The sequence below is a fragment of the Streptomyces coeruleorubidus genome, assembly GCF_008705135.1.
Lineage (GTDB): Bacteria > Actinomycetota > Actinomycetes > Streptomycetales > Streptomycetaceae > Streptomyces > Streptomyces coeruleofuscus.
The window spans coordinates 5,602,628-5,622,732 of sequence record NZ_CP023694.1 but is presented as its reverse complement, the minus strand read 5'-3'; the positions used below and the strand labels follow the sequence as shown (position 1 = coordinate 5,622,732).

29 protein-coding genes and 2 pseudogenes are annotated in these 20,105 nt (G+C 67.1%); 5 read left to right on the top strand and 26 right to left on the bottom strand.

The window, feature by feature from the left end; all coding sequences use genetic code 11:
- Positions 1-48: 48 nt before the first annotated feature.
- From rplO to CP976_RS26005, 22 genes are all read right to left on the bottom strand, one after another.
- Positions 49-504, bottom strand: a complete 456-nt coding sequence (rplO, locus tag CP976_RS26115) for a 50S ribosomal protein L15 (RefSeq protein WP_086560685.1) — start codon at positions 502-504, stop codon at positions 49-51.
- A gap of 2 nt (positions 505-506) precedes the next feature.
- Entirely contained in the window at positions 507-689 is a 183-nt protein-coding gene (rpmD, locus tag CP976_RS26110) for a 50S ribosomal protein L30 (protein WP_005481207.1), read from the bottom strand.
- Positions 689-1,297 carry a 30S ribosomal protein S5 gene (gene rpsE, locus CP976_RS26105; protein WP_030671799.1) on the bottom strand — a complete coding sequence of 203 codons (609 nt, stop codon included), beginning with the start codon at positions 1,295-1,297 and terminating at the stop codon, positions 689-691. The genes rpmD and rpsE overlap by 1 nt, the downstream gene beginning before the upstream one ends.
- 43 nt (positions 1,298-1,340) lie before the next feature.
- Positions 1,341-1,724: a 50S ribosomal protein L18 gene (rplR, locus tag CP976_RS26100; protein WP_007494754.1), complete on the bottom strand. Its 384-nt coding sequence runs from the start codon at positions 1,722-1,724 to the stop codon at positions 1,341-1,343.
- 3 nt (positions 1,725-1,727) lie between these two features.
- Positions 1,728-2,267: a 50S ribosomal protein L6 gene (rplF, locus tag CP976_RS26095; protein ID WP_059424839.1), complete on the bottom strand. Its 540-nt coding sequence runs from the start codon at positions 2,265-2,267 to the stop codon at positions 1,728-1,730.
- Positions 2,268-2,290: 23 nt separating this feature from the next.
- Entirely contained in the window at positions 2,291-2,689 is a 399-nt protein-coding gene (gene rpsH / locus CP976_RS26090; RefSeq protein ID WP_003992367.1) for a 30S ribosomal protein S8, read from the bottom strand.
- Between the two features lie 213 nt (positions 2,690-2,902).
- Entirely contained in the window at positions 2,903-3,088 is a 186-nt protein-coding gene (locus CP976_RS26080) for a type Z 30S ribosomal protein S14 (RefSeq protein WP_003948630.1), read from the bottom strand.
- 5 nt (positions 3,089-3,093) lie between these two features.
- Positions 3,094-3,651: a 50S ribosomal protein L5 gene (gene rplE, locus CP976_RS26075; protein ID WP_086842632.1), complete on the bottom strand. Its 558-nt coding sequence runs from the start codon at positions 3,649-3,651 to the stop codon at positions 3,094-3,096.
- Positions 3,651-3,974: a 50S ribosomal protein L24 gene (rplX, locus tag CP976_RS26070; protein ID WP_003992365.1), complete on the bottom strand. Its 324-nt coding sequence runs from the start codon at positions 3,972-3,974 to the stop codon at positions 3,651-3,653. Before rplX ends, rplE begins: the two co-directional genes overlap by 1 nt.
- A gap of 2 nt (positions 3,975-3,976) precedes the next feature.
- Positions 3,977-4,345: a 50S ribosomal protein L14 gene (gene rplN / locus CP976_RS26065; protein ID WP_003998823.1), complete on the bottom strand. Its 369-nt coding sequence runs from the start codon at positions 4,343-4,345 to the stop codon at positions 3,977-3,979.
- A 223-nt stretch (positions 4,346-4,568) separates the two neighbouring features.
- Positions 4,569-4,856 (bottom strand): 30S ribosomal protein S17, encoded by a 288-nt coding sequence (gene rpsQ, locus CP976_RS26060; protein WP_059424838.1) that lies wholly within the window; start codon positions 4,854-4,856, stop codon positions 4,569-4,571.
- Complete coding sequence (rpmC, locus tag CP976_RS26055; protein WP_059079052.1) at positions 4,853-5,077, bottom strand: 50S ribosomal protein L29; 225 nt, start codon at positions 5,075-5,077, stop codon at positions 4,853-4,855. Before rpmC ends, rpsQ begins: the two co-directional genes overlap by 4 nt.
- On the bottom strand, positions 5,077-5,496 hold the full coding sequence (rplP, locus tag CP976_RS26050; RefSeq protein WP_059424836.1) for a 50S ribosomal protein L16: 420 nt from the start codon (positions 5,494-5,496) through the stop codon (positions 5,077-5,079). The genes rpmC and rplP overlap by 1 nt, the downstream gene beginning before the upstream one ends.
- A 5-nt stretch (positions 5,497-5,501) precedes the next feature.
- Positions 5,502-6,326, bottom strand: a complete 825-nt coding sequence (rpsC, locus tag CP976_RS26045; RefSeq protein WP_086560684.1) for a 30S ribosomal protein S3 — start codon at positions 6,324-6,326, stop codon at positions 5,502-5,504.
- Positions 6,326-6,673: a 50S ribosomal protein L22 gene (gene rplV / locus CP976_RS26040; protein WP_010036727.1), complete on the bottom strand. Its 348-nt coding sequence runs from the start codon at positions 6,671-6,673 to the stop codon at positions 6,326-6,328. Before rplV ends, rpsC begins: the two co-directional genes overlap by 1 nt.
- A 42-nt stretch (positions 6,674-6,715) precedes the next feature.
- Complete coding sequence (rpsS, locus tag CP976_RS26035) at positions 6,716-6,997, bottom strand: 30S ribosomal protein S19 (RefSeq protein WP_003992359.1); 282 nt, start codon at positions 6,995-6,997, stop codon at positions 6,716-6,718.
- Positions 6,998-7,009: 12 nt separating this feature from the next.
- Positions 7,010-7,846: a 50S ribosomal protein L2 gene (gene rplB / locus CP976_RS26030; protein ID WP_010036731.1), complete on the bottom strand. Its 837-nt coding sequence runs from the start codon at positions 7,844-7,846 to the stop codon at positions 7,010-7,012.
- Between the two features lie 38 nt (positions 7,847-7,884).
- Entirely contained in the window at positions 7,885-8,304 is a 420-nt protein-coding gene (gene rplW / locus CP976_RS26025; protein ID WP_086601016.1) for a 50S ribosomal protein L23, read from the bottom strand.
- Positions 8,304-8,960, bottom strand: coding sequence for a 50S ribosomal protein L4 (gene rplD / locus CP976_RS26020; protein WP_086842634.1), 657 nt, complete (start codon positions 8,958-8,960; stop codon positions 8,304-8,306). The genes rplW and rplD overlap by 1 nt, the downstream gene beginning before the upstream one ends.
- Positions 8,961-8,964: 4 nt before the next feature.
- Complete coding sequence (gene rplC, locus CP976_RS26015) at positions 8,965-9,609, bottom strand: 50S ribosomal protein L3 (protein WP_059424828.1); 645 nt, start codon at positions 9,607-9,609, stop codon at positions 8,965-8,967.
- A 17-nt stretch (positions 9,610-9,626) separates the two neighbouring features.
- A complete protein-coding gene (rpsJ, locus tag CP976_RS26010) occupies positions 9,627-9,935 on the bottom strand; it encodes a 30S ribosomal protein S10 (protein ID WP_003948644.1) in 309 nt (102 codons plus the stop codon).
- Between the two features lie 441 nt (positions 9,936-10,376).
- Positions 10,377-11,351 carry an SUKH-3 domain-containing protein gene (locus tag CP976_RS26005; RefSeq protein ID WP_150482524.1) on the bottom strand — a complete coding sequence of 325 codons (975 nt, stop codon included), beginning with the start codon at positions 11,349-11,351 and terminating at the stop codon, positions 10,377-10,379.
- 254 nt (positions 11,352-11,605) lie between these two features.
- Here CP976_RS26005 and CP976_RS26000 point away from each other — a divergent pair, with 254 nt between their 5' ends.
- Positions 11,606-12,982: a S41 family peptidase gene (locus CP976_RS26000; protein ID WP_150482523.1), complete on the top strand. Its 1,377-nt coding sequence runs from the start codon at positions 11,606-11,608 to the stop codon at positions 12,980-12,982.
- Here the strand turns inward: CP976_RS26000 and CP976_RS25995 are convergent.
- The gene (locus CP976_RS25995) at positions 12,979-13,179 is read right to left on the bottom strand and encodes a DUF397 domain-containing protein (protein WP_150482522.1); all 201 of its coding nucleotides are present in this window, start codon (positions 13,177-13,179) and stop codon (positions 12,979-12,981) included. The genes CP976_RS26000 and CP976_RS25995 overlap by 4 nt on opposite strands.
- A pseudogene (locus CP976_RS25990) lies at positions 13,176-14,053 on the bottom strand (helix-turn-helix domain-containing protein). The gene CP976_RS25995 and the pseudogene CP976_RS25990 overlap by 4 nt, the downstream one beginning before the upstream one ends.
- Before the next feature lie 152 nt (positions 14,054-14,205).
- On the opposite strand from CP976_RS25990, the gene CP976_RS25985 reads away from it, so the two are divergent.
- From CP976_RS25985 to CP976_RS25970, 4 genes and pseudogenes are all read left to right on the top strand, one after another.
- The gene (locus CP976_RS25985) at positions 14,206-14,619 is read left to right on the top strand and encodes an ATP-binding protein (protein ID WP_150482521.1); all 414 of its coding nucleotides are present in this window, start codon (positions 14,206-14,208) and stop codon (positions 14,617-14,619) included.
- 272 nt (positions 14,620-14,891) lie between these two features.
- Positions 14,892-15,761 carry a helix-turn-helix domain-containing protein gene (locus CP976_RS25980; protein ID WP_150485510.1) on the top strand — a complete coding sequence of 290 codons (870 nt, stop codon included), beginning with the start codon at positions 14,892-14,894 and terminating at the stop codon, positions 15,759-15,761.
- Positions 15,758-15,937 (top strand): annotated as a pseudogene (locus CP976_RS25975) (hypothetical protein); the annotation flags it as partial. The gene CP976_RS25980 and the pseudogene CP976_RS25975, both read left to right, overlap by 4 nt.
- A 187-nt stretch (positions 15,938-16,124) precedes the next feature.
- Positions 16,125-16,511, top strand: coding sequence for a phage holin family protein (locus CP976_RS25970; protein ID WP_167537419.1), 387 nt, complete (start codon positions 16,125-16,127; stop codon positions 16,509-16,511).
- 98 nt (positions 16,512-16,609) lie between these two features.
- Here the strand turns inward: CP976_RS25970 and tuf are convergent, their stop codons facing one another.
- Together tuf and fusA are read right to left on the bottom strand one after the other, a co-directional pair.
- Positions 16,610-17,803 (bottom strand): elongation factor Tu, encoded by a 1,194-nt coding sequence (tuf, locus tag CP976_RS25965; RefSeq protein ID WP_033308978.1) that lies wholly within the window; start codon positions 17,801-17,803, stop codon positions 16,610-16,612.
- Between the two features lie 156 nt (positions 17,804-17,959).
- Complete coding sequence (fusA, locus tag CP976_RS25960; protein ID WP_086842652.1) at positions 17,960-20,086, bottom strand: elongation factor G; 2,127 nt, start codon at positions 20,084-20,086, stop codon at positions 17,960-17,962.
- Positions 20,087-20,105: the final 19 nt, after the last annotated feature.

Genomic DNA, 20,105 nt, shown 5'->3' with positions numbered 1-20,105 from the left:
GGGTATCCCCGGTCGGGATCGCTCAGGTCATCGAGACGCCTGTGGTGTTCAGACGAGCTCGGTGACGGAACCGCCGGCAGCGGTGATCTTCTCCTTGGCGGAACCGGAGACGGCGTCGACCGTCACCTGGAGCGCCACGGAGATCTCGCCCTGGCCGAGGACCTTGACGAGGCTGTTCTTGCGAACAGCGCCCTTGGCCACCAGCGACTCGACGGTGACCTCGCCGCCCTCGGGGTAGAGGGAGGCCAGCTTGTCGAGGTTCACGACCTGGTACTCGGTCTTGAACGGGTTCTTGAAGCCCTTCAGCTTCGGGAGACGCATGTGGAGGGGCATCTGCCCGCCCTCGAAGCGCTCCGGAACCTGGTAGCGGGCCTTGGTGCCCTTGGTACCACGACCGGCCGTCTTACCCTTCGACGCCTCACCACGACCGACACGGGTCTTGGCGGTCTTGGCGCCCGGGGCGGGACGGAGGTTGTGGATCTTGAGCGGGTTGTTCTCCGCCATGATCAGTCGACCTCCTCGACCGTCACGAGGTGGCGGACGGTGTGCACCATGCCGCGGAACTCGGGGCGGTCCTCCTTGACGACCTGCGTGTTGATGCCCTTGAGACCAAGGGAGCGCAGGGTGTCACGGTGGTTCTGCTTGCTGCCGATGTACGACTTCGTCTGCGTGATCTTGAGCTGAGCCATTACGCAGCACCAGCCCCGGCACGCGCACGCAGCAGAGCCGCGGGGGCGACGTCCTCGAGCGGCAGACCGCGGCGGGCCGCGATCTCCTCGGGACGCTGCAGGCCCTTCAGGGCCTCCACGGTCGCGTGCACGATGTTGATCGCGTTCGACGAGCCGAGCGACTTCGACAGCACGTCGTGGATACCGGCGCACTCCAGGACGGCACGCACGGGACCACCGGCGATAACACCGGTACCCGGCGAAGCCGGCTTGAGGAGAACGACGCCGGCAGCCTTCTCACCCGTGATCGGGTGCGGGATGGTGCCCTGGATCCGGGGGACCTTGAAGAAGTGCTTCTTGGCCTCCTCAACGCCCTTGGCGATGGCGGCCGGCACCTCCTTGGCCTTGCCGTAACCGACACCCACGGTGCCGTCACCGTCGCCCACCACGACCAGCGCGGTGAAGCTGAAGCGACGACCACCCTTCACAACCTTGGCGACGCGGTTGATCGCGACAACGCGCTCAACGTACGCGGTCTTCTCGGCGGCAGCTGCGCCGCCGTCACGGCCCTTCCGGTCCCGCCGCTCGCCGCCACCGGCACCGCCACCGCGGCGCTGGGGTCCAGCCATTGGAATTACCTCTCTCTGTCTCCGCTAGCTACGGAACCAGGACTCAGAACTTGAGTCCGGCCTCGCGGGCGGCGTCCGCCAGGGCGGCGATGCGCCCCGCGTACTGGTTACCACCACGGTCGAACACGACGGCCTCGACACCGGCGGCCTTGGCGCGCTCGGCGACCAGGGCGCCGACCTGCTTGGCCTGCGCGGACTTGTCGCCCTCGCCACCGCGGATCGAGGTGTCCAGGGTGGACGCCGACGCAAGGGTGTGACCCTTGATGTCGTCGATCACCTGGGCCACGATGTGGCGGTTCGAGCGGGTAACGACCAGACGCGGACGCTCCGCCGTACCGTTGATGTGCTTACGGATCCGGATGTGGCGGCGCTTGATCGCGGCGCGCTTGTAGGCGTCGCCCTTAAGGATCTTCTGTCCGTATGCCATGGCTTACTTACCCGCCTTTCCGACCTTGCGGCGGATGACTTCGCCCTCGTACTTGACGCCCTTGGCCTTGTACGGGTCGGGCCTGCGCAGCTTGCGGATGTTGGCCGCAACCTCGCCGACCTTCTGCTTGTCGATGCCCTCGACCGAGAAACGGGTCGGGGACTCCACCTTGAAGGTGATGCCCTCGGGGGCCTCGACCAGGATCGGGTGGCTGTAGCCCAGGGAGAACTCCAGGTTGGAGCCCTTGGCCTGGACGCGGTAACCGACACCGCTGATTTCGAGCTTCTTGACGTATCCCTGGGTCACACCGGTGATCATGTTCGCCACCAGCGTGCGGGACAGGCCGTGCAGGGCCTTGCTCTGCCGCTCGTCGTTGGGCCGCAGCACCTGAAGGGTGCCGTCCTCGGCCTTGGCGATGTCGATCGGCGCGATGACGGTGTGGGTCAGTTCGCCCTTGGGGCCCTTGACCGCGACCGTACGGCCGTCGATGGTGACGTCCACGCCGGCGGGAACCGGGATGGGGAGCTTGCCGATACGCGACATTTTGTCTCTCCTCCGTTCCCGAACTACCAGACGTAGGCGAGGACTTCCCCACCCACGCCCTTCTTCTGCGCCTGCTTGTCGGTCAGGAGACCGTGGGACGTGGAGATGATGGCCACGCCCAGGCCGCCGAGAACCTTCGGCAGGTTGGTGGACTTCGCGTACACCCGGAGACCGGGCTTGGAGATCCGCTTGATCCCCGCGATGGAGCGCTCACGGTTGGGGCCGAACTTCAGCTCCAGGACGAGGTTCTTGCCGACCTCGGCGTCCTCGACCTTCCAGCCCGTGATGAAGCCCTCCTGCTGGAGGATCTCCGCGATGTGCGACTTGATCTTCGAGTGCGGCATCGCCACGGAGTCGTGGTATGCCGAGTTCGCGTTCCGCAGACGCGTCAGCATGTCTGCGATCGGATCAGTCATGGTCATGAATTGGCCTTCGGCCTCTCTCGCCGGGGTTTCCTGGTGCGCCATCCCTCTCCCCGATCCGAGACGGGACGGGTGCGGCGCGGTGGACCTACGGCGTAGTAAGTCGTAAGGGCGGCGGCAGACGCCCAACCCCACAAGCCTAAGGCATGCGAGCTGGACGTCCTGCCGCCCCAGATGCTTACCGAGAGCCCTGCTAATCCCTGATTGAGGGGATTACCAGGAGCTCTTGGTCACGCCCGGCAGCTCGCCACGGTGAGCCATCTCACGAAGGCACACGCGGCACAGGCCGAACTTGCGGTACACGGAGTGCGGACGACCACAGCGCTGGCAGCGCGTGTAGCCACGTACGCCGAACTTGGGCTTACGAGCAGCCTTCGCGATCAGAGCCTTCTTCGCCATCTCGCTCACGCCTCCTTGAAGGGGAAGCCGAGGTGACGGAGGAGCGCGCGGCCCTCAGCGTCGTTGGTCGCCGTGGTGACCACGGTGATGTCCATACCCCGGACGCGGTCGATCTTGTCCTGGTCGATCTCGTGGAACATGACCTGCTCCGTGAGACCGAAGGTGTAGTTGCCACGGCCGTCGAACTGCTTGGGGGACAGGCCGCGGAAGTCGCGGATGCGCGGCAGCGCGAGCGACAGGGTGCGGTCCAGGAACTCCCACATGCGGTCGCCACGGAGCGTGACGTGGGCACCGATCGGCTGGCCCTCACGCAGCTTGAACTGCGCGATGGACTTGCGGGCCTTGGTGACGGCCGGCTTCTGACCGGTGATCGTGGTGAGGTCGCGGATGGCGCCCTCGATCAGCTTGGAGTCGCGGGCGGCGTCGCCCACACCCATGTTGACCACGATCTTGACGAGACCGGGGATCTGCATGACGTTCTCGTACTTGAACTCGTCACGCAGCTTGCCCGTGATCTCCTCACGGTACTTCTGCTTCAGACGCGGGCTGGTGGTGGTCGTCATCAGATGTCCTCACCCGTCCGCTTGGCAACGCGGATCTTGTTGCCTTCGTCGTCGAAGCGGTAACCGACGCGGGTCACGACCTTGTTGCCGTCCTTCTCCACGACCAGCTGGACGTTGGAGACGTGGATCGGCGCCTCGGTGGTGACGATGCCGCCGGCCTGCGAACCGCGAGCCGTCGGACCGGCCTTGGTGTGCTTCTTGACCCGGTTGACACCCTCGACCAGGACACGGTCCTCGCGGGGGAAGGCCGCGATGACCTTGCCCTGCTTGCCCTTGTCCTTACCGGTGATGACCTGGACCAGGTCGCCCTTCTTGATCTTCATGCTCACAGCACCTCCGGCGCGAGGGAGATGATCTTCATGAACTTCTTCTCGCGCAGCTCACGGCCGACCGGGCCGAAGATACGGGTGCCACGAGGGTCGCCGTCGTTCTTCAGAATGACGGCGGCGTTCTCGTCGAAGCGGATGTACGAGCCGTCCGGACGGCGGCGCTCCTTGACGGTGCGAACGATGACCGCCTTGACGACGTCACCCTTCTTCACGTTGCCACCGGGGATCGCGTCCTTGACGGTGGCGACGATGACGTCACCGATACCCGCGTAGCGGCGACCGGAGCCACCGAGCACACGGATGCAGAGGATCTCCTTCGCACCCGTGTTGTCGGCGACACGCAGTCGCGACTCCTGCTGGATCACGTCTATCTCCTGGTTGTCTGCCGGTTCCCTCCGGGTTGAGCCGGAGAGCCTGGCGGAACTGTCCTGCGGGGGTTGCCCCGAAGGAATTACTTAGGCCTCTGCAGGCGACAACCTCCGCCGGGGGCCGCTCGGCCGCCGCGGCCGAGGCCGGCGGCGAGCCGCCGGCCCGGGGGCCGGGGGGCTGAGCCCCCGGCGGAGGCAGCGGGGGCGGACCCCCGCTTGATTACTTCGCCTTCTCGAGGATCTCCACGACGCGCCAGCGCTTGGTCGCCGAGAGCGGGCGGGTCTCCATCAGGAGAACCCGGTCGCCAACGCCGACGGCGTTCTGCTCGTCGTGCGCCTTGACCTTGTTCGTACGGCGGATGACCTTGCCGTACAGCGCGTGCTTGACGCGGTCCTCGACGGCGACGACGACGGTCTTGTCCATCTTGTCGCTGACGACCAGACCCTCACGGGTCTTGCGGAAACCGCGGTCCGTCTTGGTCTCTTCAGTCACGTTGTTCTCGCTCATGCGTTCTCCACCGTCTCGATGCCCAGCTCGCGCTCACGCATCAGGGTGTAGATCCGCGCGATGTCCTTGCGGACGGCCTTGAGCCGACCGTGGTTCTCGAGCTGGCCCGTCGCCGCCTGGAAGCGGAGGTTGAACAGCTCTTCCTTGGCCTCGCGGAGCTTGTTGAGAAGCTCCTCGTTGCCCAGCTCGCGCAGCTCCGACGCCTTGGTACCGGCCGACATCACGCTTCACCTGCCTCGCGCTTGACGATCTTGCACTTCATCGGCAGCTTGTGAGCCGCACGGGTCAGGGCCTCGCGCGCGATCTTCTCGTTGGGGTACGACAGCTCGAACATCACGCGTCCGGGCTTGACGTTGGCCACCCACCACTCCGGCGAACCCTTACCGGAACCCATGCGGGTCTCGGCAGGCTTCTTGGTGAGGGGGCGGTCCGGGTAGATGTTGATCCAGACCTTGCCACCACGCTTGATGTGACGCGTCATGGCGATACGAGCGGCCTCGATCTGACGGTTCGTCACATACGCCGGGGTCAGCGCCTGGATGCCGTACTCGCCGAACGCAACCTGCGTGCCACCCTTGGACATGCCGCTGCGCTTGGGGTGGTGCTGCTTGCGGTGCTTGACCCTACGGGGGATCAGCATTTCGGTCAGGCCTCCGTTCCGGTGCTCTCAGCCGGAGCGGCGGACGCGGGAGCCTCGGCCTTGGGGGCCTCGGCGCCGGCAGCCTGCTGCGGCTTGCGACCGCGCCGCTCGCCACCGCGGCCACCACGGGCCGGGCGGTCTGCACCGCCGCGCGCCGGGCGGTTACCCGCACGGGCAGCGGCGTTCTCGGCGCGGACCTCGGCGATGTTCTTGACGTCGCCCTTGTAGATCCAGACCTTCACGCCGATGCGGCCGAAGGTCGTCTTGGCCTCGAAGAAGCCGTAGTCCACGTTCGCGCGGAGCGTGTGCAGGGGCACACGGCCCTCGCGGTAGAACTCCGAGCGGGACATCTCGGCGCCACCGAGGCGGCCACCGCACTGGATCTTGATGCCCTTGGCGCCGGCCTTCATCGCCGACTGCATGCTCTTGCGCATGGCACGGCGGAAGGAGACGCGGGAGGACAGCTGCTCGGCGACGGCCTGGGCCACCAGCTGAGCGTCCGTCTCCGGGTTCTTGACCTCGAGGATGTTGAGCTGGACCTGCTTGCCGGTCAGCTTCTCCAGGTCACCGCGGATGCGGTCGGCCTCGGCGCCGCGGCGGCCGATGACGATGCCCGGACGAGCGGTGTGGATGTCCACACGCACACGGTCACGGGTGCGCTCGATCTCGACCTTGGAGATGCCGGCGCGCTCCATGCCGGACGTCATCATCCGACGGATGGCGACGTCTTCCTTGACGTAGTCCTTGTACAGCTTGTCGGCGTACCAGCGCGACTTGAAGTCGGTCGTAACGCCGAGCCGGAACCCGTGCGGGTTTACCTTCTGGCCCATTACCGGGTTCCTTCCTTGCTGCTGACGACCACGGTGATGTGGCTGGTCCGCTTGCGGATCCGGTAGGCACGGCCCTGGGCGCGCGGACGGAACCGCTTCAGGGTCGGGCCCTCGTCGACGTAGGCCTCGGAGATGTAGAGGCTGTCGACATCGGTGTGGTCGTAGTTGTGCGCGGCGTTGGCAATGGCGCTGTCCAGCACCTTGCCGACCGGCACGCTCGCGGCCTGCGGGGCGAAACGCAGGACCGCCTGAGCCTCCGTGGCGTTCAGGCCACGGATGAGGTCCACCACTCGGCGGGCCTTCATGGGCGTGACGCGGATGTACCGCGCCTGGGCCCTGGCTTCCATGGTTGTCCTTCCAGTGTCTGTCATGGTCATTCCACCCCGCGCTTAGCGGCGCTTCGACTTCCGGTCGTCCTTGACGTGACCCCGGAAGGTGCGCGTCGGCGAGAACTCGCCGAGCTTGTGGCCGACCATCGACTCGGTGACAAACACCGGAATGTGGGTCTTGCCGTTGTGCACCGCGAGCGTGTGGCCGAGCATGGCCGGCACGATCATGGAGCGACGGGACCAGGTCTTGATGACGTTCTTGGTGCCGGCTTCGTTCTGGGCGTCCACCTTCTTGATCAGGTGGTCGTCGACGAAGGGCCCCTTCTTGAGACTGCGCGGCATCTAAACCCGCTCCTAGCGCTTCTTGTTCGTCTTGCGGCGGCGGACGATGTACTTGTTCGACGCCTTCTTGGGCGAACGAGTACGGCCTTCCTTCTTGCCCCACGGGGACACCGGGTGGCGACCACCGGAGGTACGGCCCTCACCACCACCGTGCGGGTGGTCAACCGGGTTCATGACCACACCACGCACGGTCGGGCGGACGCCCAGCCAGCGCTTACGGCCGGCCTTGCCCCAGTTGATGTTGCTCTGCTCGGCGTTGCCGACCTCGCCCACAGTGGCGCGGCAGCGGACGTCGACCAGGCGGATCTCACCGGACGGCATGCGCAGGTGGGCCATCGAGCCCTCCTTCGCGAGCAGCTGCACCGAGGCGCCGGCGGAGCGGGCGAACTTCGCGCCGCCGCCCGGACGCAGCTCGATGGCGTGCAGCGTGGTACCGACCGGGATGTTGCGCAGGGCCAGGTTGTTGCCCGGCTTGATGTCGGCCCCGGGACCGTTCTCGACGCGGTCGCCCTGCGACAGGCCACGCGGCGCGAGGATGTAGCGCTTCTCGCCGTCCGCGTAGTGCAGGAGCGCGATGCGCGCGGTGCGGTTGGGGTCGTACTCGATGTGCGCGACCTTCGCCGGCACGCCGTCCTTGTCGTGACGACGGAAGTCGATCACGCGGTAGGCGCGCTTGTGGCCACCACCCTGGTGGCGGACGGTCACACGACCGGAGTTGTTACGGCCACCCTTGCTGTGCAGGGGGCGGACCAACGACTTCTCCGGCGTGGACCGCGTGACCTCGACGAAGTCGGCGACGCTGGAGCCACGACGGCCCGGCGTAGTCGGCTTGTACTTGCGGATTCCCATTTCTCAGTCCTCGTCCGATATCGGACGATCCGACCCGCTTACGCGGTCGGACCGCCGAAGATGTCGATACGGTCGCCCTCGGCGAGGGTCACGATCGCGCGCTTGGAGCCGGCGCGCTGACCGAAGCCGGTCTTGGTGCGCTTGCGCTTGCCCTGGCGGTTGATCGTGTTGACCCCGGTGACCTTGACCGAGAAGACCGACTGGACGGCCTGCTTGATCTGGGTCTTGTTGGCGCTCGGGTCCACGATGAAGGTGTACTTGCCCTCGTCGAGGAGCGCGTAGCTCTTCTCCGAGACGACCGGCTTGAGCAGCACGTCACGGGGGTCCGTGAAGGACTTGCTCAGCGGGGTCTCGACGGTGTTCTTGCCCTCGGTGGCGTGGCGACGCGCCTTCTTGACGCGAGCCTCCTTGGCCTTCTTCGCGGCCTTCGAGGCGATAGCGGGGTGACGGATAGCCATCAGACCTCGCTCCCTTCGGTGTCGTTGGCCTTCGGGCCGGCGACGAAGGACTCGAAAGCGGCCTGGGTGAAGACCACGTCGTCCGAGACGAGAACGTCGTACGTGTTCAGCTGGCCCGGCTCCAGGATGTGGACCTGGGGCAGGTTGCGGGCGGACAGCCACGCGGCCTCGTCGGAGCGGTCGACGACCAGGAGCAGGTTCTTGCGCTCGCTGATCTTGCCGAACAGGCTCTTGGCGGCCTTGGTGGAGGGGGTCTCGCCCTCGATCACGCCGGAGACGACGTGGATGCGGTTGTGGCGGGCCCGGTCGGTGAGGGCGTGACGCAGCGCGGCAGCCTTCATCTTCTTGGGCGTCCGCTGCGAGTAGTCACGCGGCACGGGACCGTGCACGACGCCACCACCGGCGAACTGCGGCGCGCGGGTCGAACCCTGACGGGCGCGACCGGTGCCCTTCTGGCGGTACGGCTTCTTGCCACCGCCGCGGACCTCGCCACGCGTCTTGGTCTTGTGCGTGCCCTGGCGGGCAGCGGCCAGCTGTGCGACGACGACCTGGTGGATCAGCGGAATGCTGACCTTCTCGACGTCGAAGATCTCCGCGGGGAGCTCGACGGAACCGGCCTTGTCGCCCGCCGGCGAAAGGATGTCAACAGTGCTCATTACCTCAGGCCCCCTTGGCCGCGGTGCGGACCAGGACGAGGCCGCCGTTCGGACCGGGAACCGCGCCCTTGATGAGCAGCAGACCCTTCTCCGCGTCAACGGCGTGGACGGTCAGGTTCTGGGTGGTGACCCGCTCGTTGCCCATGCGACCCGCCATGCGGAGGCCCTTGAACACGCGGCCCGGGGTGGCGCAGCCACCGATGGAGCCGGGAGAGCGGTGCTTGCGCTGGGTGCCGTGTCCGGCGCCGAGGCCCTTGAAGTTGTGACGCTTCATGACACCGGCGAAGCCCTTGCCCTTGCTCTTGCCGGTCACGTCGACCTTCACGCCGGCCTCGAACACCTCAGCGGTGATCTCCTGGCCCAGCGTGTACTCGGAGGCGTCCGCGGTGCGGATCTCGACGAGGTGGCGACGGGGGGTGACATCGGCCTTGGAGAAGTGGCCCTTGAGGGGCTTGTTCACCTTGCGCGGGTCGATCTCGCCGAAGGCGATCTGGACGGACTCGTAGCCGTCGACATCGTTCGTACGGACCTGGGTGACGACGTTGGGCCCGGCCTTGACGACGGTGACCGGGACGACGCGGTTGTTCGCGTCCCACACCTGCGTCATACCGAGCTTCTCGCCCAGGATGCCCTTGATCTGCTTAGCCATCTCTCAGATCACCGGCCTCAGAGCTTGATCTCGATGTCGACACCGGCCGGGAGGTCGAGTCGCATCAGAGAGTCAACGGTCTTGGGGGTCGGGTCGAGGATGTCGATCAGGCGCTTGTGGGTGCGCATCTCGAAGTGCTCGCGCGAGTCCTTGTACTTGTGCGGCGACTTGATGACGCAGTACACGTTCTTCTCAGTGGGCAGCGGCACCGGGCCCGCGACCGACGCACCAGTACGCGTCACCGTCTCGACGATCTTCTTCGCCGAGCTGTCGATGACCTCGTGGTCGTAGGCCTTGAGCCGGATGCGGATCTTCTGTCCCGCCATGGCTACTCAGTAGTCCTGTCTCTCGTAACGCTCTGGAACCCGGCGTTCCAGCCCTTCTGTCCGACCCACGCGGTCGGGCGTGTCGCTCTTCCGCTGACACAGATGTCCCTTGTTCGGACATCCCTTCCAGGGAATGCACACGGCCCTTCCGGAACCGCAGACCGGGGCCAGAAGGCCACCGGGTGCCTGGCCAGTGCCGCACTGACACTTCCCGAAAGATTCCCGTACGTCCGCCCCAGCGCTGCCGTGTGGCAGTTAGGACGACGAGTACTGTGGGACTCGCTTTCGGTCCTCCCGGCGGGAGGCGCGCAGCATCAACACTCGACCGAGCAACTCGGACAGTCTGCCATACGGGGCAGGGCGGACGCCAATCGAGCCGGAGAGAATACCCCGGGGGTGACGTAGGTCAAACCGGGGGCCGCGCGCTCGTGCCGATGATGATCAACAGGAAGCCGCCGGCCGGATCCTGCTGGTGAGTCTCTGCAATGCCTCGTCTGCGGTGGGCGCCAGGAGCCAGACGTCGTCCATGCCGGCGTAGACCGACCCGTCCTCCGCCATGGCCAGGTGCTGGTTCCCGCGGTCCCGCATACCGATGGGGTACAGATCGACGCCCGCCCGCTCGGCGAGGTCTTCGATGATCTCCGCGTCCCAGATGGCGAGCAGCGGGTCGAGCGAGAACTCCAGCCACGGCATCGAGTCCCACGGCTCCCGGTAGGGAGCGCCCACGGCTCCGAACTCCGTCAGGAAGCGCCGTGCCGCATCGTGGATGTCGAACTCGCCGGTCTGCAGAAGGATGCTCTCCCAGGTCTCCGTGGGAACCGACCGGCCCGGGAACCAGCCGCCCGCCCGCAGCACCCGATCCGTCTCCTCGGACCAGCGCGGTCCGGCGTCCGGGCCCGTCTCCACGGTGTGCAGTCGCCGCCAGAATGCGTGCTCGGCCGCCGGCACCCCGGGCGTCCAGAGGGCGGACCGGGCCGCCTGCGCCTCGACCAGGCGGTCCAGCGCCCGATCGGTAGTTTCAGCCAGCAGTTCCACGCGATCCCTTACGAGGTGGAGCGCCCCGTCCTCGGTGATGCCGAGGAAGCCGGCACCTTCGTCGGCCGTCCCAACGGGGTAGAGGGACGCCCCCGCTTCCCGGCTTGCCGCCGCGAACCGCTCCTCCTGCCAACCGGCCTTGAGGGGGTCGAAACGGATTGCCGACGACGTGGTGATCGTGTCGGCAGGCCAGCCGTACGTCACCAGAGCGCCGAATTCGGAGAGGAACCGGCGCGCGGCGTCATGGGCCACGAAGGACCCACGCTCGCGCAGGATCCACTCCCAGGTGCCTGTCGGAACCGAACGGCCGGGGCGCCAGCCTGCGCGGCGCAGCACCTCTTCCGTCTGGGGGGACCAGCCCCGTGTGCCGCCGTCACTCACAACACAACACCGGCCACGAAGGCGCCTCGGTCAGTGCCTCCATGTAGCGGGCCATGACGCCGGTCTCCCCGTTCGCTCGGTCACTCGTGCGCACATCACGCCACTGTGCCGTGCGCCGCTGCCGTCCCGGGACCCTGGCAGTGGCGAACCGGTCGGGGGCTACCCCCCGCCCTCGTCCACCAGCCTTCCGGATGGCCGGTCCCCCACTCCCCCGGTCACCGTAGTGACCCACGACCACGAACCGGGGACCCATCATGCGTACCGTCACAGCCACCGTCCTCACCCTGGCCCTCGCCGCGGCCGCGGCAGCACCCGCCGTCGCCACACCCGGCAAGCCGAGTACCGACGGCCTCTGGCGCATGGACGGCTATGGCACCGTCCTCTCCCTCGACGGCGACGCCTTCCAGGAGTTCCAGACGACATCAGTCAGCTGCCTCAAGGGCGACACCGCCCGGCGTACCGGCCCGGACACGTACACGACCGCCTACGGCACCGTCCTGACCGTCCGCCCCGGCCCGGGCAAGAACCGTGCCTCCCTCGGCGCGGACAGCTCCGTCGGCCACCGCGCCCTGCGGCGGATCCACGCCCTCCCCGCCGACTGCACCCGCCCCACACCCGAGGACCCGCGCACCGCCTTCGACGTCTTCTGGCACTCCTTCGCCGAGAACTACCCCTTCTTCGCCGCGAAGGGCATCGACTGGCAGGCCACCCGGGACCGCTACCGCCCGAAGGTCGACCAGGACACCACCCGCGAGGAACTCTTCGCCGTCTTCAGTGACATGGTCCGCCCCCTCTACGACGCCCACGTCGCGGTCCGAGACGGAGACCGCGTCTTCGCCCAAGTCCGCCCCGGCTCCGAACTGCCCACGCAGGAGCTGGACACCAAGGTCAAGAAGTTCATCGGCGAACGCGACCTCAAGGGCGCCCCGTACCGCCAGGACTTCGCCAACGGCCGGATCACCTACGCCGACCTGCCCGGCGGCGCCGACCAGGGCTACCTCCGTATCTCCGGCTTCGGCGGCTACACCCCCGGGGACGCCTCGTACGCCGCCCACCTCGCCGAACTCGACAAGGCCCTCGACACGATGCTCACCAAGGACCGCGCGCAGCGCCTCAAGGGCCTGATCATCGACCTGCGTATCAACGGCGGCGGCTCCGACGCCCTCGGCATCCACATCGCCGAGCGCCTCACGGACCAGCCTTACGTCGCCTACGCCAAACGCGCCCGCAACCACCCCACTGACCCCGGCAGGCACACCCGCCCCGAAGCCATCCGGGTCGTTCCGGCCGACGAGCCCCGCTACACCGGCCCCATCGCCGTACTCACCGGAGGCTCCACCGTCAGCGCGGGCGAGACCTTCACCCAGGCCCTCATCAACCGCCCTGGCGGCACCGTCCGCATCGGTCAGCCCACGCAGGGCGTCTTCTCCGACGTCATGGAGCGCAACCTGCCCAACGGCATGACCGCCATCCTCCCGAACGAGGAGTTCCTCAACCGCTCCGGCCACACGTACGACGGCACGGGCATTCCGCCCCACCTCACCGAACCGGTCTTCACCAAGGAGGAGTTCGCCGAGAAGCGCGACTCCGCGTTCGACCGCGCGGTGAGCGTCCTTCGGAACGACGGCTAGACGGACGCCACGAAGTCCGACCAGGCCTCCGGCGCGAGTCCGAGTCGGGGGCCTGTTGCCTGCTTGGAGTCGCGGACGTGTATCACAGCCGCACTGGTCGCGATCTCGACGCAGGAGTCGCCGTCAGGGCCACTGCTGTAGCTGCTCTTGAACCACGCCAGTTCGGAGGCGTCCCCGATCGAGGACTTGCGGATCATGTTTCTCCCAGCACTTGCTCAATGAAGGCCAGCGACTCCCGTGGTGGAAGGGCCTGAGCTCGGATAGTGCCATACCGCAGTTCGAGGATCCGGATCTGCTTCGGATCAGTGGTCGGTCGCCCATTGAAGGCACCGTCGGACCGGCCCACCGCAGTACCTCCCCGAACTTCAGCACCTCGATCCTCCCGTTCAGACCGGGATGGGCCTCGCTGCTCGTCGGCATCACCTGAAGCCTGACGTTACGCAACTGCCCCACCTCCAGCAGGCGCTCAAGCTGCTGACGCCAGACCATTGTGCCCCCAACCGGGCGCCGCAGCGTCGCTTCCTCCTGGACGAAGCTGAGCGACGGCGCCGGTGACCTCTCGAACACGGACTGCCGGGCCATGCGCGCAGCCACCAGACGCTCAACTTCGTCCGGCGAGTAAGCCGACTGCCACGATTCGAACAGGGCTCGCGCATGCTCGGGGGTCTGCAGCAGGCCGTTGATGCTTATGCTTTCGTACACCCCGATCTCAACCGCCTGCCCCTCCAACTTGGCCAGCTCCCGCACCTTCTTGGGATACCGAACCCTCTTCACGTCCTCCCACGTCGCCGCGATGAGCCCACCCGCGCCCAGCACCTCATCGGCCCTGACCAGATAGTCCTGCCGAGGGATCCGCTTCCCGCCCTCGATCTTGTAGACCATGTCCTCGCCGTACCCCACCGCCGTCCCGAACTCGGCGGCCCGCATCCCCACCGCCTCCCGCCGCAGCTTCAGCTGCCGCCCCACCGTGGCGATGACCGCGACGCCCCACTCGTCGTCCGGATCCACTTCCCAACCCGGCTCGTCCGCCTCGCCCTTGAGCCGACCCGCGTCCGCCTCGACCGCCGTCACCCCGCACCCTTCCGTCGTACGACCGTGCCCAGCGCCCTACCCGTACGCCCGACCCCGACAGCCCGGACACGACCGGACAAGCTCCGGACAGTTACCGTACGCACCCGCTGAGTCACTATTCAAGGTAGGCACGGGCCGCCACGCTGAGTGACGTGACGCAGAAATTCCCCGAACTCACCACCGATATCCGGCACTTCAGCATCCAACTGTCCCCCACCCCACGCGGCGCCCGCCTGGCCCGCCTCCTGGCCGCCGAACAACTCCGCTCCTGGGGACTGCCGTTGGACCCGGCGAGGCAGGTCATCGCGGAGCTGTCGGCCAACGCGGCGCAACACGGCCGCATCCCCGGCCGTGACTTCCGCCTGCTCCTCTACGTCGTGGCCGACACTCTCCGCATCGAGGTCACGGACACCCGCGACGACGAGCTGCCGACACCACCGCGACTCCCCACCCCTGAGTCCGAGTCCGGCCGTGGTCTGCTGCTCGTCGACGCGCTCGCCGACCGCTGGGGCGTCACCCCCGGCCCGCCACCACGCAAGACCGTCTGGGCCGAACTCACCCTCTGACCCCCGAAGCACCGGGTCCCGACACCTCGCGCTCCGGTGCCCTAGGCGGTCTCTTCCAAGAACCATCACGAGGAAAGAACCCCACCAAACCCCACCCCTCCTGCCCAGGCCGCCGCCTCACTCACGCGAGTGAACATCGCCAACTCAGCTGGATTCGGGAGCCATTGCCTGCCCTACGCTCAGCGCAACACACCGCAGACATGCGACGGCCCTCGCCGGGACGGCAATCCCAGTGCGAGGGCCTGACCACCGAGGAAGGCTCCAACTTCCTGATGGATACGCAGAACCCTAACGTGCCCTCGCACGCCCACACCCCCGTAACGGGGAAGAAGCACTCGAACCGGCGGCACCCCCACACCGGCCTGATTCACGACAACACCCGCCACACCACCCGCTTCACGGTGATCGGCAACCACCTCGCCCAGCACCCGGAGCTGTCACTGCTCGCGATCGGGCTCGGCACGCACATCCAGTCCCTCCCAGCCGGCGCCCGTATCGACATCAAGGCCCTCGCCGCCCGCTTCCCCGAAGGCACGACCCGCATCGCCGCCGCCCTGCGCGAGCTGGAAACCCACGGCTACCTGCGCCGCGTCCGCGAACGCCTCCCCGACGGCCGGATCATCACCCGCACGATCTCCTGCAACCAGCCCGGACACCGGACCACAGACGACCGGACCGTACGGCGATCACACCCGGCTCCGAAGAAGCGAGCCCCACGCAAGCCCCTCCCCGCCGTACCGCAGCCCGCCTACCGCGCCCCCGCCCTCCTCCAGCAGGCCACAGACCTCCTCACGGACCTCCGCCGCCACGACCCCCGCCTGCTCCTCTCCGCCTGCGACACCGCCCACCTCGCCCCAGGCGTCGCCGCCTGGCTCGAACGCGACGTCTCCCCCACCGCCGTGCGCCAAGCCCTGACCACCGACCTCCCACCCGAGGCCCTGCACCGCCCGGCCGCCCTCCTGGCCCACCGCCTCACAGCCCAACTACCGCCACCGCCCCCGTTCCGCGCACCCGCACCCCCGCCGACCTTCCGTCACCCGCTCCAGACCTGCGACGGCTGCGACCGCGCCTTCCGCGCACCGGCCCCCGGCCACTGCCGCGATTGCCGACCCGAGCGGGCCGAGCTTCTGGAGGCCGCATGAGAAGAGCAAAGATCCCCCGCCCTCAGCAGACTCCTGACGCCCTGCGCGCGGCCCTCGCCGCCGTCGATCCGGCCCGCCTGGAAGAGATGCAGGTCGCCAAGGACGAAGCATTCGCCAAGGCGGTCGAGTGGCAGTCGCTGAGCCCGGTGCAGAGCTGGGTGCTGACCTGGACGAAGCCATGAAGGCAGTCCGCGGGTGAGTTGAAACTGGCAGGTCGTCGTCCGTAGCGAGCGGGTCTACGTCGTCCAGATCACGCACCTGGGCTTCTGACCAGCTGGACGAAACGCGTCTCACGATCGTGATGCCGGAACCGCACACGCCAGAACCTTGTCGCCAGACATGCCCTAAGTCATGATCCGCCCCATGGACAAGCGAAGACGCGTACTCGGCACCTTTCTCGGGGTCACACTGGCCACCGTGCTCCTCCCCGGCATCAGCACGATCCTCGACTCGCCCCCGTGGGAGGTGGTCCTCGCCGGCGCGGTCTTCCTCATCGTGAACCAGCTGATCTACAGCTACCCGAGCGACATCAGGACCGCTCCCCCGGTCCTCCTGCTGATCCTGGGCGTGGTCGGCATCGCTCAGGACACCCTGATCTGGTTGCTGGTGTCCTGGCTCGGCTCCGACATGGAGTACGGCCTTCACGTCGACGGCTTCCTCGCCGCCCTGCTCGGCGGCGTCATCGTGCGGGTGACGGTCCTGGTTCTCCTCGCCCTCGGACCGGCCGAAGCCGCGTCCCAGCCGTCGTAGAGCGGGCGTCGGAAACAGCAGAAGGGCCCGCACGACCGAAGTCGTACGGGCCCCTCCGAGCCACTCAGGTCAGTCGACCCTCAAGCCAGTCCGAAGACTCACTTGTTGATCTTGGTGACCTGGCCGGCGCCCACGGTCCGGCCACCCTCACGGATGGCGAACTTCAGGCCCTCCTCCATGGCGACGGGCTGGATGAGCTCCACCTTCATCTCGGTGTTGTCACCCGGCATGACCATCTCGGTGCCCTCGGGGAGGGTCACGACGCCGGTCACGTCCGTCGTACGGAAGTAGAACTGCGGGCGGTAGTTGTTGAAGAACGGCGTGTGGCGGCCACCCTCGTCCTTGGACAGGATGTAGGCCTGCGCCTCGAACTCGGTGTGCGGGGTGACCGAGCCCGGCTTGATGATGACCTGGCCGCGCTCGACGTCCTCGCGCTTGATGCCACGGAGGAGCAGACCGACGTTCTCACCGGCCTGGCCCTCGTCGAGGAGCTTCCGGAACATCTCGATACCGGTGACCGTGGTGGTGGTCTTCTCGGTCTTGATGCCGATGATGTCGACGGTCTCGTTGACCTTCAGGACACCACGCTCGATACGGCCGGTGACGACCGTACCGCGACCGGTGATCGTGAAGACGTCCTCGATCGGCATGAGGAACGGCTTGTCGACGTCGCGCTCCGGCTCCGGAATCGCGGTGTCGACGGCGTTCATGAGCTCGAGGACGGAGTTGCCCCACTCCTTGTCGCCCTCGAGGGCCTTCAGAGCGGAGACCTTGACGACGGGAACGTCGTCGCCCGGGAACTCGTACTCGGAGAGGAGCTCACGGACCTCGAGCTCGACGAGCTCCAGGATCTCCTCGTCGTCCACCATGTCGGCCTTGTTCAGCGCGACGACGATGTACGGAACGCCGACCTGGCGGGCCAGGAGCACGTGCTCCTTGGTCTGCGGCATCGGGCCGTCGGTGGCGGCGACCACGAGGATGGCGCCGTCCATCTGCGCCGCACCCGTGATCATGTTCTTGATGTAGTCCGCGTGACCGGGGCAGTCGACGTGGGCGTAGTGACGCGTCTCGGTCTGGTACTCGACGTGCGCGATGGAGATGGTGATACCGCGCTGGCGCTCCTCAGGAGCCTTGTCGATCTGGTCGAAGGCCGAGGCCTCGTTCAGGTCCGGGTACGCGTCGTGCAGCACCTTGGTAATGGCGGCCGTGAGGGTCGTCTTACCGTGGTCGATGTGACCGATGGTGCCGATGTTGACGTGCGGCTTAGTCCGCTCGAACTTCGCCTTCGCCACTGGGGTCCTCCTGTGGAGTGGTTCTGGTACGCCTTACTCATCGGCGCCAGGTGATCTTTGCTGGAAAGCCCGGGCCCCGGGGCATTCTCACCATGATTGCGGCGGAATGCCCCTCAAGGCTCCGGAGTCAAGCCTACGGCGTGTAGACGCGGTGCGTTACTCGCCCTTGGCCTTCGCGATGATCTCCTCGGCGACGTTCCTGGGAACCTCGGCGTAGGAGTCGAACTGCATGGAGTAGCTGGCACGGCCGGACGTCTTGCTGCGCAGGTCGCCGACGTAACCGAACATCTCCGAAAGGGGCACGAGGCCCTTCACGACGCGGGCACCGGCCCGCTCCTCCATGGCCTGGATCTGGCCACGGCGGGAGTTGATGTCGCCGACGACCTCACCCATGTAGTCATCGGGCGTGGTGACCTCTACGGCCATCATCGGCTCGAGCAGCACGGGGCTGGCCTTGCGCGCGGCCTCCTTGAAGGCCTGCGAACCGGCGATCTTGAACGCGAGCTCGGAGGAGTCGACCTCGTGGTAGGCACCGTCGAGCAGCGTCACGCGGACACCGGTCATCTCGTAACCGGCGAGGATGCCGAACTGCATGGCCTCCTGCGCACCGGCGTCCACCGAAGGAATGTACTCCTTCGGCACACGGCCACCGGTCACCTTGTTGACGAACTCGTACGAGGCGTCGCCGCCCTCGATCGGCTCGATCGCGATGATGACGCGGGCGAACTGGCCGGTACCACCCGTCTGCTTCTTGTGGGTGAACTCGACCTTCTCGACGGCCTTGCGAATGGTCTCGCGGTACGCGACCTGCGGCTTGCCGACGTTGGCCTCGACCTTGAACTCACGGCGCATACGGTCGACCAGCACCTCGAGGTGCAGCTCGCCCATACCACCGATGATGGTCTGGCCGGTCTCCTCGTCCGAGTGGACCTGGAAGGACGGGTCCTCCTCGGCCAGGCGCTGGATCGCGACGCCCAGCTTCTCCTGGTCGCCCTTCGACTTGGGCTCGATGGCGACCTGGATGACCGGCGCCGGGAAGTCCATGGACTCCAGGATGACCGGGTTCTTGTCGTCCGACAGCGTCTCACCGGTGGTGGTCTGCTTCAGGCCCATGACGGCGACGATGTCGCCGGCGCCCACCGACTCGATCTCCTCACGCTTGTTCGCGTGCATGCGGTAGATCTTGCCGATGCGCTCCTTCTTGCCCTTCACCGAGTTCAGCACCTGGGTGCCGGAGTGAAGACGGCCGGAGTACACGCGGACGAAGGTGAGCTTGCCGAGGTGCGGGTCGCTCATGATCTTGAACGCGAGCGCGGAGAGGGGCTCCTCGTCCGACGGCTTGCGCGCGACGACCTTCTCCGGGTCCTTGACGTCGTGGCCCTCGATGGCCTCGACGTCGAGCGGAGTGGGCAGGTAGCGCACGACCGCGTCGAGCAGGGGCTGAACGCCCTTGTTCTTGAACGCGGTACCGCAGAACACGGGGGTGACGGTGGTGCCGCCGCCCTTGCCGGACGCGATGGTGATGCGACGGATCGCGGCGTAGAGCTGCTCCACGGTGGGCTCGGTGCCCTCCAGGTACAGCTCCATCAGCTCTTCGTCGTTCTCGGCGACGGCCTCGAGCAGCTTGCCGCGGTACTCCTCGGCAGCCTCGACGTGGGTGTCCGGGATGTCGACGGTGTCGTACATCTCACCCTTGGTCGCCTCGGCCGACCAGACCAGGGCCTTCATCGTCACGAGGTCGATGACGCCCTTGAAGTCCGCCTCGGCACCGATCGGCAGCTGCATGACCAGCGGCTGCGCGCCCAGACGGTCGCTGATCATGTCGACGCAGCGGTGGAACTCGGCTCCGGTGCGGTCGAGCTTGTTGACGAAGCAGATCCGCGGAACGCCGTAGCGGTCCGCCTGACGCCACACCGTCTCGGACTGGGGCTCAACGCCGGCGACACCGTCGAACACCGTCACGGCACCGTCGAGCACGCGCAGGGAGCGCTCCACCTCGACGGTGAAGTCGACGTGACCCGGGGTGTCGATGATGTTGATGGTGTAGTCGTTGTCCTCGAGCGGCCAGTGACAGGTGGTGGCAGCAGAGGTGATCGTGATGCCACGCTCCTGCTCCTGCTCCATCCAGTCCATGGTGGCAGCGCCGTCGTGGACCTCACCGATCTTGTAGGAAACGCCGGTGTAGAACAGGATCCGCTCGGTGGTGGTCGTCTTGCCCGCGTCGATGTGGGCCATGATCCCGATGTTGCGGACCTTGGCCAGGTCAAGTGAAGTGGTAGCCATAAGGCTTCAGTCTTCTCTC